The organism is Herbidospora cretacea, from assembly GCF_001570605.1.
Taxonomy (GTDB): Bacteria; Actinomycetota; Actinomycetes; order Streptosporangiales; family Streptosporangiaceae; genus Herbidospora; species Herbidospora cretacea.
In genome coordinates this window covers 490,053-506,417 of record NZ_BBXG01000003.1, presented here as the reverse complement: position 1 = coordinate 506,417, position 16,365 = coordinate 490,053, and the positions used below count along the sequence as shown (strand labels likewise).

At 71.8% G+C, this 16,365-nt stretch carries 15 protein-coding genes; 8 read left to right on the top strand and 7 right to left on the bottom strand.

Annotation, left to right across the window (positions count from 1 at the left end):
- Position 1: 1 nt before the first annotated feature.
- Positions 2-1,576, bottom strand: coding sequence for a carboxyl transferase domain-containing protein (locus AW270_RS08080; RefSeq protein WP_061292335.1), 1,575 nt, complete (start codon positions 1,574-1,576; stop codon positions 2-4).
- 56 nt (positions 1,577-1,632) lie between these two features.
- Between AW270_RS08080 and AW270_RS08075 the strand changes: the two genes are divergently transcribed.
- Positions 1,633-2,205 (top strand): TetR/AcrR family transcriptional regulator, encoded by a 573-nt coding sequence (locus AW270_RS08075; protein WP_061292334.1) that lies wholly within the window; start codon positions 1,633-1,635, stop codon positions 2,203-2,205.
- A 120-nt stretch (positions 2,206-2,325) separates the two neighbouring features.
- Here AW270_RS08075 and AW270_RS08070 read toward each other — a convergent pair whose 3' ends face one another.
- Entirely contained in the window at positions 2,326-2,691 is a 366-nt protein-coding gene (locus AW270_RS08070) for a winged helix-turn-helix transcriptional regulator (protein ID WP_061292332.1), read from the bottom strand.
- Positions 2,692-2,847: 156 nt separating this feature from the next.
- Here AW270_RS08070 and AW270_RS08065 point away from each other — a divergent pair, with 156 nt between their 5' ends.
- Positions 2,848-3,795, top strand: coding sequence for an NADP-dependent oxidoreductase (locus AW270_RS08065; protein ID WP_061292330.1), 948 nt, complete (start codon positions 2,848-2,850; stop codon positions 3,793-3,795).
- A 28-nt stretch (positions 3,796-3,823) separates the two neighbouring features.
- Entirely contained in the window at positions 3,824-4,588 is a 765-nt protein-coding gene (locus tag AW270_RS08060) for an SDR family NAD(P)-dependent oxidoreductase (RefSeq protein WP_061292328.1), read from the top strand.
- An 8-nt stretch (positions 4,589-4,596) separates the two neighbouring features.
- On the opposite strand, the gene AW270_RS08055 is transcribed toward AW270_RS08060, so the two are convergent.
- Genes AW270_RS08055 through AW270_RS08045 form a run of 3 tightly spaced genes read right to left on the bottom strand, consistent with a single transcriptional unit; the run spans position 4,597 to position 9,979 of the window.
- Positions 4,597-7,596, bottom strand: a complete 3,000-nt coding sequence (locus tag AW270_RS08055; RefSeq protein WP_245674612.1) for a coiled-coil domain-containing protein — start codon at positions 7,594-7,596, stop codon at positions 4,597-4,599.
- Positions 7,593-8,750 (bottom strand): hypothetical protein, encoded by a 1,158-nt coding sequence (locus AW270_RS41065; protein WP_245674611.1) that lies wholly within the window; start codon positions 8,748-8,750, stop codon positions 7,593-7,595. The genes AW270_RS08055 and AW270_RS41065 overlap by 4 nt, the downstream gene beginning before the upstream one ends.
- Before the next feature lie 41 nt (positions 8,751-8,791).
- A complete protein-coding gene (locus tag AW270_RS08045) occupies positions 8,792-9,979 on the bottom strand; it encodes a hypothetical protein (RefSeq protein ID WP_245674610.1) in 1,188 nt (395 codons plus the stop codon).
- 52 nt (positions 9,980-10,031) lie between these two features.
- Between AW270_RS08045 and AW270_RS08040 the strand changes: the two genes are divergently transcribed.
- Positions 10,032-10,946 carry a winged helix DNA-binding domain-containing protein gene (locus tag AW270_RS08040; protein WP_061292324.1) on the top strand — a complete coding sequence of 305 codons (915 nt, stop codon included), beginning with the start codon at positions 10,032-10,034 and terminating at the stop codon, positions 10,944-10,946.
- Here the strand turns inward: AW270_RS08040 and AW270_RS08035 are convergent.
- Complete coding sequence (locus AW270_RS08035) at positions 10,928-11,632, bottom strand: M50 family metallopeptidase (protein WP_245674609.1); 705 nt, start codon at positions 11,630-11,632, stop codon at positions 10,928-10,930. The two genes, AW270_RS08040 and AW270_RS08035, sit on opposite strands and share 19 nt — an antisense overlap.
- A gap of 98 nt (positions 11,633-11,730) precedes the next feature.
- Between AW270_RS08035 and AW270_RS08030 the strand changes: the two genes are divergently transcribed.
- The 4 genes from AW270_RS08030 (at position 11,731) to AW270_RS08015 (ending at position 15,193) form a co-directional block, all read left to right on the top strand.
- On the top strand, positions 11,731-12,816 hold the full coding sequence (locus AW270_RS08030) for a magnesium and cobalt transport protein CorA (RefSeq protein WP_245674608.1): 1,086 nt from the start codon (positions 11,731-11,733) through the stop codon (positions 12,814-12,816).
- A gap of 66 nt (positions 12,817-12,882) precedes the next feature.
- Positions 12,883-13,371 (top strand): PadR family transcriptional regulator, encoded by a 489-nt coding sequence (locus tag AW270_RS08025; protein ID WP_061292320.1) that lies wholly within the window; start codon positions 12,883-12,885, stop codon positions 13,369-13,371.
- Positions 13,368-14,339, top strand: a complete 972-nt coding sequence (locus tag AW270_RS08020; protein ID WP_061292318.1) for an ATP-binding cassette domain-containing protein — start codon at positions 13,368-13,370, stop codon at positions 14,337-14,339. The genes AW270_RS08025 and AW270_RS08020 overlap by 4 nt, the downstream gene beginning before the upstream one ends.
- Positions 14,336-15,193 carry an ABC transporter permease gene (locus AW270_RS08015; RefSeq protein WP_061292316.1) on the top strand — a complete coding sequence of 286 codons (858 nt, stop codon included), beginning with the start codon at positions 14,336-14,338 and terminating at the stop codon, positions 15,191-15,193. Before AW270_RS08020 ends, AW270_RS08015 begins: the two co-directional genes overlap by 4 nt.
- Before the next feature lie 49 nt (positions 15,194-15,242).
- Here AW270_RS08015 and AW270_RS08010 read toward each other — a convergent pair whose 3' ends face one another.
- Positions 15,243-16,292, bottom strand: coding sequence for a hypothetical protein (locus tag AW270_RS08010; protein ID WP_061292314.1), 1,050 nt, complete (start codon positions 16,290-16,292; stop codon positions 15,243-15,245).
- Positions 16,293-16,365 lie beyond the last annotated feature (73 nt).

Below are 16,365 nucleotides of genomic sequence, written 5' to 3'. Positions count from 1 at the left end.
CTCACATCCTGAAGACGCCGTAGCCGACCGGCCCCAGCGGTGCGTTCGCGCAGGCCCCGAGGGCCAGGCCGAGGACGGTCCGGGTGTCGGCGGGGTCGATGACGCCGTCGTCCCACAGGCGCGCGGTCGAGTAATAGGGGTTGCCCTGCGCTTCGTACTGGGCCCTGATCGCCTCCGGATCGGCGTCGCCCACCATCGACAGCACGGTCGCGGCCTGCTCGCCGCCCATGACCGAGATGCGGGCGTTCGGCCACATCCACAGGAACCGGGGCGAGTAGGCGCGGCCGGCCATCGCGTAGTTGCCCGCGCCGAACGACCCGCCGACCACGACGGTCAGCTTCGGCACCCGCGCGCACGCGACGGCGGTGACCATCTTCGCGCCGTGCTTGGCGATGCCGCCCTGCTCGTAGGCCTTGCCGACCATGAACCCGCTGATGTTCTGCAGGAACACCAGCGGGATCTCCCGCCGGTCGCAGAGCTCGATGAAGTGCGCGCCCTTCAGCGCCGACTCGGCGAACAGGATGCCGTTGTTGGCGACGATCCCGACGGGATGGCCGTGGATGCGGGCGAAGCCGGTCACCAGCGTCGGCCCGTATTCCTGCTTGAACTCCAGGAACCGGCTGCCGTCGGCGATCCGGGCGATGACCTCCCGCACGTCGTAGGGGGTGCGGGTGTCTGGCGGGACGATGCCGTAGAGCTCGCGGGCGTCGTACTTGGGGGCCTCGGTCTCGGTGCGCTCCCACGCCTTCGCCTTCGGGGCGAAGGTGGCCACGATGTCCCGGACGATGCGCAGCGCGTGGGCGTCGTCGTCGGCCAGGTGGTCGGTGACGCCGCTGATCCGCGCGTGGACCTCGCCCCCGCCCAGCTCCTCGGCGGTGACCTCCTCCCCCGTGGCGGCCTTCACCAGGGGCGGCCCGCCGAGGAAGATCGTGCCCTGGTTCCGGACGATGACCGCCTCGTCGCTCATCGCCGGGACGTAGGCGCCCCCGGCGGTGCAGGAGCCGAGCACGGCCGCGACCTGCGGGATGCCCTTCGCCGACATGGTGGCCTGGTTGTAGAAGATCCGGCCGAAGTGCTCGCGGTCGGGGAAGACCTCGTCCTGCTTCGGCAGGAACGCCCCGCCCGAGTCGACGAGGTAGACGCACGGGAGATGGTTGTCGAGGGCGACCTCCTGGGCGCGGAGGTGCTTCTTGACCGTCATCGGATAGTAGGTGCCGCCCTTGACCGTCGCGTCGTTGGCGACGACGACGACCTCACGGCCGCTCACCCTGCCGATGCCGGTGATGATCCCGGCGGCCGGGGCGGCGTCGTCGTAGAGCCCCGTGGCCGCGAGCGGCGAGAGCTCCAGGAACCGGGAGCCGGGGTCGAGCAGCGAGTCGACGCGGTCTCTGGGGAGCAGCTTGCCGCGCTCGACGTGCCGGACGCGCGACCGCTCGGGCCCGCCCCGCGCGGCCGTGTCGAGCCGCTCCCGCAGCTCGGCGACGAGCCGCTCGTTGACCTCGGCGTTCTTCTTGTACGGCGCCCCGCCCGGGTCACCCGAACTGGGCAGAACCGGCCACACGTCGACCACCTCCATCTGGCTACGGCGCTCACGTTAGTCGTCATTAACATTGACGTCTACCATGGGGGGCTGTGACCACACCTACCCGGAATCGACGGGCCGAGATCCTCGCCGCGGCGGCCGGACTGTTCGCCGAGCGCGGCTTCCACGGGGTCTCCATCGAGGAGATCGGCGCGGCGGTCGGGGTGTCCGGGCCCGCCCTCTACCGGCACTTCCGCGGCAAGGAGGCGCTGCTCACCGAGATCCTGCTCGACATCTCCGGCCGCCTGTCCTCCGCCGGGGAGTCGGCCGCGGCGCTGGATCCCGCCGAGGCGCTCGACGTGCTGCTCAGAGGGCACATCGAGTTCGCCCTCGGGCATCCCGAGCTGATCCGGGTGCACGAACGGGAGCTGCACAACGTGCCCGCGGCCGACCAGCGGGCCATCCGCCGGCTCCAGCGCCGCTACGTCGAGGAGTGGGTCGGGGTCGTGCGCGACCTCTATCCGGGGTGCGCGGTCGCGCGGGTGCGGGCGGCGGTGCACGCCGTGTTCGGCCTGCTGAACTCCACGCCCCGGAGCGTCGGGGAGCTCGGGCGGGACGAGATGGCGCTGGTGCTGGAGGTCATGGCCCGGGCGTCGCTGCGCGTCGCTGTTAGCGGCGATTAACGCGCACTCGACCCGACACCTTTACAAAGTAGATTTTTGTGGACGGCCGGGTGCGACGCAAGTAAGGCACTCATGCCATGCGCCCTGGGGCCAGGCCGTTGGCACGGCCACGATCGACTCTCAACGGGTGTCGTAGCCCGATCTCGACTCAAGGATGCCGACGGCGTTGGCCTCGGCCCAGCCGGCCAGTTCCCGGACCACCTTGAGCAGGCTGATCCCGCGCGGGGTCAGCGCGTAGTCGACCCGTGGCGGCTTGGTGTCGTGGACCGTCCTGGTCACCAGGCCGTCGCGCTCCAGCCCCTGGAGGGTCGCGCTGAGCATGCGTTTGGTGATGGGCCTGCTCATCCGGCTGAGCTCGTTGAACCTGCGGGTGGTGTCGTCGAGCTGGCAGATGACGACCACCGACCACTTGTCGCCGATCCGTTCGAGCACGTCGCGGATCAGGGCGAGGCGGCCCTCCTCGCACAGCTCGGCCGGTGGTGACATGAGCGCAGTATACGGCCGATACCAGGTTCCTCCCGGACGGTTCCGCCGGCGATACCTGGTCATGACGAAGTGCCTTCTTGCGGCCCGGCCCCACGCGGTGTGAAGGTACCGATGTCAGACCTGGTATACATCAAGAACCACTCAGGAGCTGGGACGATGCAAGCAATCGGGGTCCGTGAGTTCGGAGGACCCGAAACGCTCCGTGTTCTCGACCTGCCCACCCCCCACGCCGGCCCCGGCGAGGTCCGGGTGCGGGTGCACGCGGCGGCGGTGAACCCGGCCGACACACTGCTGCGCTCCGGCGCGAGCGCGCAGGCGTTCGCCGGCGTGCCGGGCCCGTACGTGCCCGGCCTGGACGTCGCCGGGGTGGTCGACGAGATCGGCCCGGGAACCGGGACCGGGTTGTCGATCGGCCAGCCGGTGATGGCCATGGTGACGCCGCAGGGCGGCTACGCCGAACACGCGGTGCTGCCGGCCGGCTGGGTCGTCCCGGCGCCGGGCGACACCGACCACGCCGCCGCCGCGACGCTCCCGATGAACGGCCTCACCGCGCTGCTGGCCCTCGACCTGCTGGCGCTCGCCCCCGGATCGGTGCTGGCCGTGGTCGGGGCCGCCGGGACCCTCGGCGGCTACCTCGTCGAACTGGCCGCCCACGCTGGCCTGACCGTGGTCGCCGACGCCGCGCCCGCCGACGAGGCGCTGGTCCGCGGGCTGGGCGCGGCCGAGATCGTGGCCAGGGGCCCCGGCGTCGCCGAACGCGTCCTGGCCCGCCGTCCCGGCGGCGTGGACGCCGTCGCCGACACCGCGCTGGTCGGGCCGAGCTTGCTGGCCGCCGTCCGCGACGGCGGCGCGTACGCCCGCTTCCGGACCGCCGAGGAACCCGGCGGCCACGCGTTCGGCGATACCGGCCGCGTCGCGGTGCGCACGGTGTTCGTCCCCGACTACGCAGGCCGGACGGACAAGCTGCACCGCGTCCGCGAGCTCGTCGAGTCGGGCGCGCTCACGCCGCGTGTCGCGGCGACCCTGCCCGCCGCCGAGGCGGCCACCGCCCACCGGCGGCTCGAAGCCGGCGGCGTGCGCGGCCGGCTCGTCCTCACCTTCTGACCACCACCCATCCGAAACAGGAGTCATCGTGTCCGCACGTCTCACCGGCAAAGTCATCCTCATCACCGGCGCCACCTCCGGCATGGGCCGCGCCACCGCCGAACGCCTCGCCGCCGAAGGCGCGAAGGTCGTCCTGGCCGCACGCGGCAAGGAGTCCGGCGACACCCTGGCGGCCGCCATCCGCGCCAGCGGAGGAGAGGCCACCTTCGTCCCCGCCGACGTGACGGTCGAAGGCGAGATGGCCGAGCTCGTCGGGCAGGCGGTGAGCCGGTACGGCCGCCTCGACGGCGCGTTCAACAACGTCGGCGCCGCCACCGCGCCCGGCCCCCTGACCGACCTGAACGCCGGCGCCTGGCACGCCGAGCTGGTCGTCAATCTCAGCAGCGTCTTCTACGGCCTCAAGCACCAGATCCCGGCCCTGAAGGCGAGCGGCGGCGGCGCGATCGTGAACAACGCCTCCGTCGCCGGCGTCACCGGACAGCCCGGCGCGGCCGCCTACAGCGCCGCCAAGCACGGCGTGATCGGCCTCACCCGGTCGGCGGCGCTCGAGACGGCCCCGGCCGGCATCCGCGTCAACGCCCTGGTGACGGGCGGCGTCGACACTCCGCTGCTGCGGTCGGGCATGGGCCCGACCCCGGAGGAGGCCCTGCGGGCGGCCGGAGCGATGCACCCGATCGGCCGGGTCGGGCGGCCCGACGAGATCGCCGCCTTCACGGCGTTCCTGCTGAGCGACGAGGCCCCCTTCATCACCGGGGCCGCCCTCGCGATCGACGGCGGCATGAGCGCCGCCTGACGGCCGGCTCAGGCGCGGATCACGTGGTCGGAGAGCATTCTGACCCGGTCGGCGTGCTTGTCGTGGGCGATGATGACGGGCGGCTCGTTGTAGGCCATCGCGTCGGAGGACCTTCTGAGCTTCACGTATTGGCCGCAGGCGTCGATGGCGTAGGGCTCCATGTCGTCCTGGAGGGCGCCGATCACGGTGATGCCGTAGGTCTCGCCGATGCGGCGGAACAGGGCCACGGCCTCGCGGCGGTGCTCCTTGCCCAGGTTGCGGCCGAGTTCGTCGAGGACCAGCGTCAGGTGCTTGCCGCCGCTCGACGCGATGGCCGCCGCGCAGACCAGTTTGACCGCCTTCTCGTCCATCAGCGCCGTGTTGGCCCGGCGGTTGTAGGGGACGTAGCCCTGGCCCTCGCCGCGTTTCCACTTCGGGACGACCCGCCACGACCAGCGCTGCTCCGGGTCGGCCGGGGCGGCGGGGACGGGGAAGTCGAGGGAGGCGCCGTAGCCGCCGTAGCCGGTGTCGAGGCGGTCGAACTCCTCGGAGACGCGGGTCAGGCGGGCGCGGATGGCCTCGGTGAGGGTCGCGCGGTGGACGGCCGTCGACTGGGCGGCCTCCTCCGCGCCTCTCGTGGCGGCGGCGAGGTCGCGGTGGCGGGTGGTGATCTGGGTCTCGATCTGGCGGCGCTGGTGGCGTTCGTACTCCTCCTGGGCGCGCAGGTAGGAGCCGAGGGCGTTGCAGACCGCCTGGAAGGTGGCCAGTTCCTCGGCGGCGCGGCCGTCCTTGCGGGCCGCGACGAGGTAGGCGAGCTCCTCGGGCTGGTCTTCACCGTCGTCGAAGGTGCCGCGGAGGGCGGCGTCGAGGTGGCGTTCGGCGGCGCGCCACCACTCGTCGGCGGTCAGCTCGTTGTCGGCGAGCCACTCGCGGGCGCCCTCGATCGTGCCGCCCCACTCCTTGACCAGGGTCTCGAGCTCGAGGGCGAGCCGCTGGGCCTCGATGCGGGCGGCCCCCGCGCGGGCCTCGTCGCGGCGGGCGGTCAGGGCGTGGCGGCGGGCCTCCAGGCGGTCGGCCTCGACGTCGCGGGTGCGGGCGCGGAAGTCGAGCGCGGCCACCTGCTCCTCGGCGGCGTCGAGGGCGGGGGTGAGCTCCCCGGCGGCGGCGGCCAGCTCGGTGAGGCGGTCGCGCTGGGCGGTCAGCCGGGTGGCCAGTTCGGCCAGGCGGCCGGCGGCCTCGGCGCCCTCGACCCGGCGTTCGGCCCCGGTGACGCCGTCTTCCGCCCTCCTGACGGCGGCGGCGGCGCTCGCCTGGGCCTCCTCGGCCCGCTCCACCCTTTTGTGGGCCGCCTTGACCCGGGCGTCGCGCCCGGTGACCTGGGCCTCGGCCTGGCCCACGACGGTCACGCCCGACGACGAGACCAGCACGGAACCGGGCAGCGAGGCCAGCGCTTTCGCCGCGGCTTCCAGGTCGGCGGCGTCGACGACGACCGCGTCCCGCGCGGCACCCGCTCCTTCGGCCGCGGCGGGCGCGGCCGGGTCGGGCAGGCCCACGCTGTCGCGGGCCTGTTCGGCGGCGTCGAGGGCGTCGAGCAGGCCGGTCGCCTGGACGCCGGCCAGGCCCAGCGCGGTGAGCTGGACGGCCGCCGGGCCGTTCTCGGCGTCGCGGAGGGCCGCCTGGGCGGTCTCGTGTTCGCGGTCGGCGACGCCGAGGGCCTTGAGCGCCTCGGCGTGGACCTTCCGGGCCTCCGCGAGTTCGGCGCGGGCCTGGCCGGGGTCGCGGCCGTCGGCGCGGCGGCGCTGCTCCTCCAGGGCGGGGATCTGGGCGCGGAGCTGGTCGGCGGTGTTCTGGGCGACCGCGCGTTCGGCCTCGACGCGGGCGGCGCTCGCCTGGGCGGCGGCCAGTTCCCTGCGGGCGGCGGCCAGCGCGCGGTCGAGCGAGTCGTCGCGCAGGGCCGCGATCTCGGCTCTGACCTCGGCGATCGCGCTCTCTGTGGTGTCGGCGGCGGCGTCGAACTCCGCCCGCTGGGCGGTCAGCACGGTGTCGGACGCGGCGGCGTCGACGGCCCGGCGGGCCAGCCTCCCGCGCCAGTGTTTCAATGCGTCGGCGAGGCGTTCGCGGGAGCGGTCGCGGCGGTCGAAGGTGGCCAGCAGGTGGCGGGACTCGTCTTCGAACTCGGCCAGGCGGCGGCGGGCTTCGTCGGCGCGGACCCGCTTGGCGTGTTCGTCGCGGCGGGCCTCGCGCTCCTGGTCGAGCTCGGCGTCGAGGCCGGTCAGCGCGGCGATGGCCTCGAAGATGCGGTCGGGCGAGATCTCGTTGAGGGGCTGGGAGAGGAGGTTGGTGGCGACCTTGCTGCGTACGGAGGTGGAGAGGAACGACACGCACCGGACGCGGTCGCCGTAGAGGACCCGGGTCAGGTCGCGGGCCACGACGTCGCGCCGCCCGGCGCTCCTGGGCAGGCTCGACCAGATGACGTCGGCGTGGGTGACCCGCTCGGCCTCGGAGGCGGCGCCGGCCAGGTGGACGCCCTCGGCCCACCGCACCTCCAGATGCGGGGCCTCCTGGTTGACCCGCACCCACACGGTCACCGGCACCCCGGCCGACGGCACGTCGAAGACCCCGACGATGTAGCCGTGGCCGGCGCTGGCCCACTGCTGGTCGCCGTGGGCGGCCAGTTCGGCGTTGAACAGGAGCTCGGAGACGGCCTTCGCGCCCGAGGCGAACCGCCACTGCTCGTCGCCGAGCAGCGCCGTGATCGCGGCGATGAACGACGACTTCCCGGCCCCGTTGGAGTCCTTCGGCCCGGCGCCCGCGACGACGACTAGTGTGCCCGGCACGATCGGGACGGTGTGGGTCGACAACCGCGAGATGTTGACCGGCTGGAACGCGACCAGCACCCGGTCGCCGACGATGTTGTCCTGTGGCGCCCGCACCGGCCGCACGTCGTCGATCGGCACGACGACCTGGAACAACCCGGAGGCCCCCGGCTCCCCCGGCTTGTTTCCACTCAGATCGACGACCTCGGTCATCCCCGTGCCCTTTCCGTCTCTTCCGTGCCCGCCGGTTCGTGGCGGCGGCGTCTGTCCCTGATGGCGACCGCCAGCGGTGTCTGCGGCCCGGCCGCCAGGATGAGCTCCTCCTGGAGCCGGGCGCGGGCCGCCCGGGTCAGCCGGTGGAACTGCGGTCCCGGCACGTAGCCGCCCGCGCCTTCCTCACTGGTCTTCTGCTGGGCGATCAGGCCCGCCTGGCGCAGCGCCCGCAGCGCGGCCTCCAGCTCGCCGATGGGCAGCAGGGTCCGCCGCCGCAGCTCCTCGGTCGCGACCGGGTGGGGCGACAGCCAGGTGTCCTCGCCCAGCAGTCCCTCGGCCCGGGGGATCGCCACCGTGTGGACCAGCACGAGCGCCAGCACGGCCCGCTCGGCCTCCGGCAGCGAGGTCGCCCGGTAGGCGTCGGTGTAGCCGGAGATCCACGAGTCGGCGCGCTGGAGCAGCACCCGGCCGCGCCGGGCCAGCATTTCCATGAGCGCCCGCCGCAGCGCCGGGTCGCGCAGCGCCGCGAACCGCGCCTCGTGGACCGGCTCGGCCGCCGTCTCGACCGCGACGAAGGCCGCCACGAGCTCGGCCCGCCGCCGCTCGTCGAACGCCCCCAGCAGGTCGCCGAACTCCTCGGCGCCCTCGTCGCGCGACGCGACGACCGGTGTGGTCTCACCCGCGGGCGCGGCGATGCGCCGCATCAGCTCGCGCAGCTGGGCGTGGCCGTCGGCCGTCCAGAGCACGCAGCGCGGGCCGAGGCGCAGGGTCCCGTCTCCGACGAGCACGATCCAGCCGGTGTCGTGGAGCCGCCGCAGCGCGCCGACGGCCCAGCTCCGCACCGAGTCGTCGGTCCGGCCGACCATCGTGCGGTAGCAGGCGAGCACGTCGTCGACCGCCGCCACCACGCCCGGCCACGGCTCGGCGTCGAGATCGGCCCAGCACATGCGCAGGCAGCAGGCCAGCACGCGGCGGGTCTCCCCCGCCCGCTCCACCGGCGCACCGGCGATCTGGTACTCCTCCAGCAGCGAGGGCGAGGCCCCGTCGGGCCAGACGGGCACCCCGACGCCCCCGACCCGGACGAAACCCGGGGGGACGGTCCCGGCCAGCGGCACCAGCCCGGACGACCGCGCCTCGGCATGAAGCTCACCCACGAACCAGGCCCTCCCCCGGCCGACCGGCCACCGGCGATCCGTCACCCATCGGTCCGCTCCAAGCGGCCGTGGGACAGCCAGCTCGGCCGCCCGGCCGGATCGGCCGTCAGCGTGTCGGACCACGCCAGCCGGTAGGGCGCCTCCGGATGCAGGTCGGCCGAGGCGAGGTCGGCCAGCACGCGGCGGATCGTCGACCAGTCGCCGGTGAGCACCTCTTCCAGCGCCACGGCGTCGCGCTCCCCCAGCAACGCCTCCGCCACCTCGGCGAACCGCCCGGGAGGGCCGGCCGCCAGGGACGAGGACGCCCCCTCATCCGGCAGCGACGATCGGGGCGGCGCGGGGCGGACCGGGGCCGGGCGCGGGGCCTCGTCGACCGCGCGGACGATCGCCCCCGGGTCGTGCCACGGCGCGGCGGCGTCGAAGACGAAACCCTCCAGCACGTCGGCGAGGCGTTCGCGGGAGGCCGTCTGGGCGAAGGTGCGCCAGGTCTCGGCGGGCAGCAGGGTGAGGTTGCGGGTCGTGCCGGCCGAGTCGGCCAGACGGCCGGCGGCGCGGCGGGAGGCGTCGCTGTAGGCGTAGATGGCCGAGCGCAGGTCGGTGCAGACCCGGTCGAGGTCGGGCCAGCGGGTCAGGATCGTGGTGTGGAGGCTCTGGGCGCGGCGGGCGATCTCCTCGGTCCCCCACAGCTTGGGGGCCTGTTCGCGCAGCTCCTCGATGGTGCCGGTGGTCAGGGTCACGAGTTCGAGGGCCCACAGGCGGAAGGCGCGGGCGAGCATGTCGGCCGAGCGGCGGGCCTGCTCCATCGTCGTGCGCGGCCCGGCGACGGTCAGGTCCTCCAGCTCCAGCAGGCGGTGCATCTCGCTCTGGCCGCCGTCGTCCATCATCCGCCGGATGAACATCAGGCCGACCACCGAGGTGAACGACGCCCGGTAGCGGAGCTGGTTGGGCTTCGGGAAGACCTCGCGGATCGCGCCCAGGCCGCGCAGCACCCGGAGCCGGTTCTCGAACAGCTCGACGGGGTGGGCGCGGCACGCGTGGCGCATCTGCTCGTGGGTCAGCCACTCCTCGCCCGCCTCGGCGAACGCCGCGAACAGGGTCTCGGCGATGTCGACCAGCGCGGGGTCGTCGATGACGGCGCCGCTGTCGCGGGCCAGCGCGGCGAACATCCTGCGGTAGGTGACCAGCACCGCCTCGTCGGACAGCGCCGAGTCGAGCGTCTCGGGAAGCACGCGCCCCACCGTAGGGCACCCCTCCGACATTCCGTGTTCCTAGGATCGTCCCGTGAACGATCCATGGCCGAGACGGGCCGCTGCGCAGCTTCTCGACCGGCCCAAGGTCGGCGTCGCCGAGCTGGTGGGGCGGCTCCTGGCCGTACAGGCCCAGGACTCGAAAGCGGCGGCGCTCGCGCTCCGCGCCCGGGGAACCGGGTTCACCAGGCAGGACGTGCGGGAGGCCGTCGAGAGGCGGGAGATCGTCCGGGCCTGGGGCCCGCGCGGCACGCTGCACCTGATCAGGGCCGACGACCTGCCCTGGCTGCTGTCGCTCACCCGGCCCTCGACGAGCACCGTCGACCGGCGTCTGGCCCAGCTCGGAGCCGCCCACCTAACCGGCCGGGTCGAGGAGGCCACCTTCGGGCAGGGCCCGCTCACCAAGGCCGAGCTCGGCGAACGGCTCGGGGCGCAGGGCCAGGCGATCATCCACCTGGCCGCCTTCGCGGCGGAGCGGGGGCGGCTGGTGCTCGGCCCCGACCGGGACGGCAAGGCCACCTACGTCCACACCGCCGACTGGCTCGGCGCCCCGATCGTCTTCGAGCCCGACCGCGACCGCGCGCTGCGGGAACTCGGCCTGCGGTACGCGGCGGCGCACGCCCCCGCCACGCCCGAGGACCTCGCCCACTGGTCGGGCCTGAGCCTGAAAGACGCGCGGAGGGCGCATCAGGTCGTACCGGAAAAGGAGCCGTGGACGGGAGTGCGGCTACTACCCGCCTTCGACGAGTTTCTGCTCGGGTGGAAGGAACGTGCCCCGATGACCGTTCCACCGGCCACGATCGCCCCCGGCGGAGGAATCATCCGCCCGGCCGTTGTCAAGGACGGGAAGATCGTCGGAACGTGGTCACTGGACGGAAACGGAGCCGGAATTCCCATTGATCAGGAAATCGCGGACATCGCGAATTTCCTTCACATCACCAGCAAATAGCCGCCGTATCCCAACGCCCCCATGGACACCAATAAGAACAGAAACACCCAGAACGCACCCGGAATGCGGGTCAGCCGGGCGAGCTGGTCGGCGTCGGAGTCGGGGGCCCGGCCGCGCCGTCGCTTGCGCTGGAGCTCGAAGATCGGCCGCACCCCGCCGAGCATGAGGAACCACGCCGTGCCGTAGGCCACCACGCCCTGCACGTCGGGCGGCGCGAGCCACGACACGCAGAACACCGCGCCGCCGACCGCCAGCAGGGAGACCACCCCGAAGACGTTCCTGATCAGCAGCAGCATGCAGGTGAGCAGGCCGAGCACCAGCCAGAGCAGCAGCGTGACGTGTCCGGCGTCGGTCAGCCTGGCCGCGCCCAGGCCGACGAGCGAGGGGGCGATGTAGCCGGCCGCCGCCGTCAGGACCATGCCGGGCCCAGTCGGCCGGCCGCGCGTCAGGGTCACCCCGGACGTGTCGGAGTGGAGCCGGATGCCGCGCAGTTTGCGGCGGGTCAGGACGGCCATCAGGGCATGGCCGCCCTCGTGGGCGATCGTGATCAGGCCCCGGGACAGATGCCACGTCTGCCGGTATGCCACGATGCCGAAGGCCACGACTCCCGCGACCGCGATCACCCACAGCGGCGGCGCCGGGTGGGTGTCGATGAGCTGGTTCCAGAGGGCTTTCAGGGGGGTCACCTCCAGGGAGAAGCCTAGGGGCTCCGGCACCTCCGAGGATTGATCCCGGAACAGGGGGATAACGTCACCATGTGGCAAAGCTCCGAATGCGGACATGGATGAGACGTGACGCCTCCCCCGAGGCCTCGATGGACCCCCGAAAGCCCGATGACAACCCCGTCAGGCAGAGCGTCATCGACAACGCGATCTACCTGAACGGACACCGGGTCGACTCGCCCCTGTCCCTCGCGGGCGCCTTCTCCGCGCTGCGGGCCAACCCCGGCTCGATGGCCTGGATCGGCCTCTACCGTCCCGAGGACAGCGAACTGCTCAAGGTCGCCGAGGAGTTCGGCCTGCACGACCTGGCCATCGAGGACGCCATCGTCGCCCACCAGCGCCCCAAGGCCGACCGCTACGGCGACACGCTGTTCATGGTGCTCCGCGCGGCCAACTACCTCGACGCCGAGGAGGAGGTCGCGTTCGGCGAGCTGCACATCTTCCTCGGGCCCGACTTCGTGATCACCGTCCGCCACAGCGAGGCCCCCGACCTGTCGCTGGTCCGCAAACGCATGGAGAACGACCCCGACCTGCTCCGCCAGGGCCCCCAGGCCGTGCTGTACGCCATCCTCGACACCGTCGTCGACGCCTACGCCCCGGTCGTGGCGGGCCTGCAGAACGACATCGACGAGATCGAGGTCCAGGTGTTCGGCGGCGACCCGGCCGCCCCCCGGCGCATCTACGAACTGTCGCGCGAGGTCATCGAGTTCCAGCGGGCCACCGTGCCGCTCACCCAGATGCTCGACGGGTTCATCCAGCACGCCCCCAAGTTCGGCGTCGACCCCGAGCTGCAGAGCTACCTGCGCGACGTGGCCGACCACGCGATCACGGTCACCGAGCGGGTGGCCGGGTTCCGGCAGATGCTCCAGGACATCCTGATCGTCAACTCGACCCTGGTCAGCCAGGCCCAGAACGAGGAGATGACCAAGCTCACCAGCGCGAGCATCGCGCAGGGCGACGAGGTCAAGAAGATCTCCGCCTGGGCCGCCATCCTGTTCGCGCCCACCCTGGTCGGCACGATCTACGGGATGAACTTCGACCACATGCCCGAGCTCCACTGGGCCCTGGGCTACCCGTTCGCGGTGCTGCTCATGGGCTGCGTCTGCCTGACGCTCTACCTGGTGTTCAAGCGCCGCGACTGGTTGTGAATCACATGACATCGCCAACTATCGAGATATATCTTTGAGAATATCTCGATAGTTGGAGGCTTCAGCATGCCCGCTCCCCCCATCCCGTCCCTCCTCCAGATCAGGCGCGGCAACGTCCGGGCCGCGCTGCTCGCCCTGCTCGCGGAGGAGCCCCGCAACGGCCATCAGATGATCGAGGAGATCTCCCGCCGCAGCGGCGGCCTCTGGCGGCCCTCCCCCGGCTCGGTCTACCCGTCGCTCCAGCAACTGGAGGACGAGGGCCTGGTCGTGGCCGTGGAGTCGGCCGGAACCCGCGTCCACACCCTCACCGAGGCCGGGCGGAAGATCGCCGACAGCCGCACCGGGGTCGAGCCCTGGACCGAGGTGGCCCAGGGCATGACCGAGGACCGCCACGAGATGCGGCTGCTCTGGGGTCAGCTCGCCGAGGCGTTCATCCACCTCACCCACGTCGCCACCGACGAGCAGGTGGCCCAGACCAAGAAGCTGCTCAAGAGCACCCGCCGCGAGATGTTCCGCATCCTGGCCGGCGACGACGACGAGGAAGGAGACCGATGAACGCCGTCGAGGTCGCCGGCCTGCGGAAGTCCTACGGCAAGGTCGAGGCGGTCAGAGGGATCAGCTTCGACGTCGCACACGGCGAGGTGTTCGGCTTCCTCGGCCCGAACGGGGCCGGCAAGTCCACCACGATCAGCATGCTCTGCACCCTGAGCAACCCCACCGGCGGCAGCGCCCGGGTCGGCGGCCACGACGTCGTCAAGGAACGGGACGAGGTCCGCCGCAACATCGGCCTGGTGTTCCAGGACCCGACCCTGGACTCCTATCTCACCGCCGAGCAGAACCTGCTGTTCCACGCCGAGCTCTACGGCGTGCCCAAGTCGGTCGTGAACGAGCGGCTGAGGCAGGTCATGGAGATGGTGGCCCTGTGGGACCGCCGCGACAGCAAGGTCAGCACCTTCTCCGGCGGCATGAAGCGCCGGCTGGAGATCGCCCGCGGGCTCCTCCACTCCCCCCGCGTGCTGTTCCTCGACGAGCCCACGGTCGGGCTCGACCCGCAGACCCGCTCGGCGATCTGGGGCTACATCAACGAGCTCCGCCGCACCGAGGACATCACGATCTTCATGACCACCCACTACATGGACGAGGCCGAGTACTGCGACCGCATCGCGATCATCGACCACGGTGAGATCGTCGTCATCGACTCCCCCGAGGCGCTGAAGGCCAGCGTCGGCAAGGACCGGGTGCAGATCCACACGTCCGACGACCAGGCCGCCATCGCGGCCTTGAAGGAGCGGTTCGACCTCGACGCGGCCGTCCACGACGGCGCGGTGACCTTCGCGGTGGCCTCCGGGGAGGAGTTCGTGCCGAGACTGTTCGCCGGACTCGGGCTGCCGATCACGGGGGTCAGCGTCCACCGACCGACGCTTGACGACGTGTTCATGAACTACACCGGCTCGACCATCCGCGACGCCGAAGAGGAGTCGGGCGGGATGAACCAGATGATGAGAGCGAGGCTGCGCCGATGACCGCGACCGAGATCGCCGCGGTGCGGCTGCCCACGGGCGGCCTGGCCCATGACGTGCGCGCGGTGAAGATCGTGCTGCGCCGCGAGATGCTGCGGTTCGTCAACGACCACACGCGGCTGGTGTCGTCGCTGGCCCAGCCGATCCTGTTCCTGTTCGTGCTCGGCACGGGGCTGGGCTCGGTCGTCAAGAACGCCATCCCCGGCGTGGACTACCGCACCTTCATCTACCCCGGCGTGCTCGCCATGACGGTGATCACGACGGCGATGTTCTCGGCCGGGTCGATCGTGTGGGACCGGGAGTTCGGGTTCCTGCGGGAGATGCTGGTCGCGCCGGTCAGCCGGGGCGCGATCGTGATCGGCAAGTGCCTGGGCGGGGCGATGGTGGCCACTGCGCAGGGGGTCGTCATCCTGGCCATGGCCGGGCTGGTGGGGGTGCCCTACAGTCCCGGGCTGATCCTGACGCTGCTGGCGGAGATGCTGCTGGCGGCGTTCACGATCACCGCGTTCGGCACGCTGCTGGCCGCCGGGATGAAGAACATGCAGACGTTCTTCGGCATCATGCAGATGGCGATCATGCCGATGATCTTCCTGTCGGGCGCGATGTACCCGCTGGCCAACCTGCCCGCCTGGCTGCACGTCCTCACGGTCGTCAACCCGCTGACCTACGCGGTCGACCCGATGAGGGAGGCCGTCTTCGGCCACCTCACCGTCGAACCCCAGGTGCTGGCCCTGCTGAACCCGGGGATCACCTGGTTCGGCTGGCGGCTGCCGGTCTGGTTCGAGCTGGTCATCGTGGCGCTGATCGGCTTCACGCTGCTGCAGCTGGCGATCGCGCGCTTCCGGCGTACCGAATGAGAGATGCCCGGGACGCGTGGGGTGTCCCGGGCATCCTCCTGTACGGGTGTTACTTCACGAGCACCCAGTCGGACTTGCTGGTGCTGGGCTTGGTGTCCTTGTCGCCCGCGAAGACGACGCGCCAGTCACCCGACTTCTTGGCCGTGGCCGTGGTCGAGAACTCGCCCGAGCCGTCGGTCCAGGCGGTCTTGACGTAGGTCCACTTGCCGGTCTTCGTCTTGAACCAGACGCTGACCTTGGACTTGTAGCCGTCCCAGCGGCCGTGGTCCCAGGTCTGCAGCTCACCGGTGAGGGAGAGCTTCTTGCCCTTCTTCACCGGCTCGGGGGAGGCGTTGAAGTCGACGACGCGGCTGGCGTCGTGCGGCTTCGGCGGCCTCGGGCGGAAGACGGTGACCTGGTCGCTGTCACTGCTGGAGCCGTGGGTGAAGCCCTTGACCCCGTCGTACTCGGCCTTCCACCAGCCCGACTTCAGGGCCTTGACGCGGACCGAGAAGTCACCGCGCCAGTTGGTGCGGTCCCAGGCGACGCGCTTCCAGCGGAAGTGGCCCTTCTCCTTGAACAGGATCGTCACCCGCTGGTTCTTCAGGCCGTCGTGGCCCTTGGAACCGTGGATGACCAGGCGGCCCGACGCGGTCAGGACGGAGCCGAACTTCGCCGGCTCGGGGCCGACGCCGAACCTGACGATGTCGGTGGACCAGACCTGGACCACCCGGAACTCCTTGGTGGCCTCGGTGGTGCCGCCGTCGTTGGTCGCCTTGACGACCAGCTTCCACTCACCGGCCGACTCGCCGCGGCCGAACGGGAACGTTCCGGAGTACTTGCCGTCCGGGGTGCCCTCCGGCTTGGTGAGGGTGAGGGCCTCGGCCTTGCCGTGCCTGGGCGCGATCGTCGCCTCGACACTCTTGGCCGCCTTGCCCACCACGAAGGTGAAGGTCGCGGTGACCTTGTCCCGGCCGGTGACGACCACGACGCCGGGGTTGATCGTGATGTCGCCGACGGTCGGCTTGTCCACCGTCGTGGCGTTCGCCGCGGAACCGGTGGCTAATCCCACCGACGCCACAGCCGCCGCGAGAATCACGGCGCTGATGCGTTTCAACATGCGGGTGTTTTCCTTCCCCCAGGTGTTGAACGCGACATGAGGGTGCCGCGCATTTCCTTCTAGTAGACGGCTT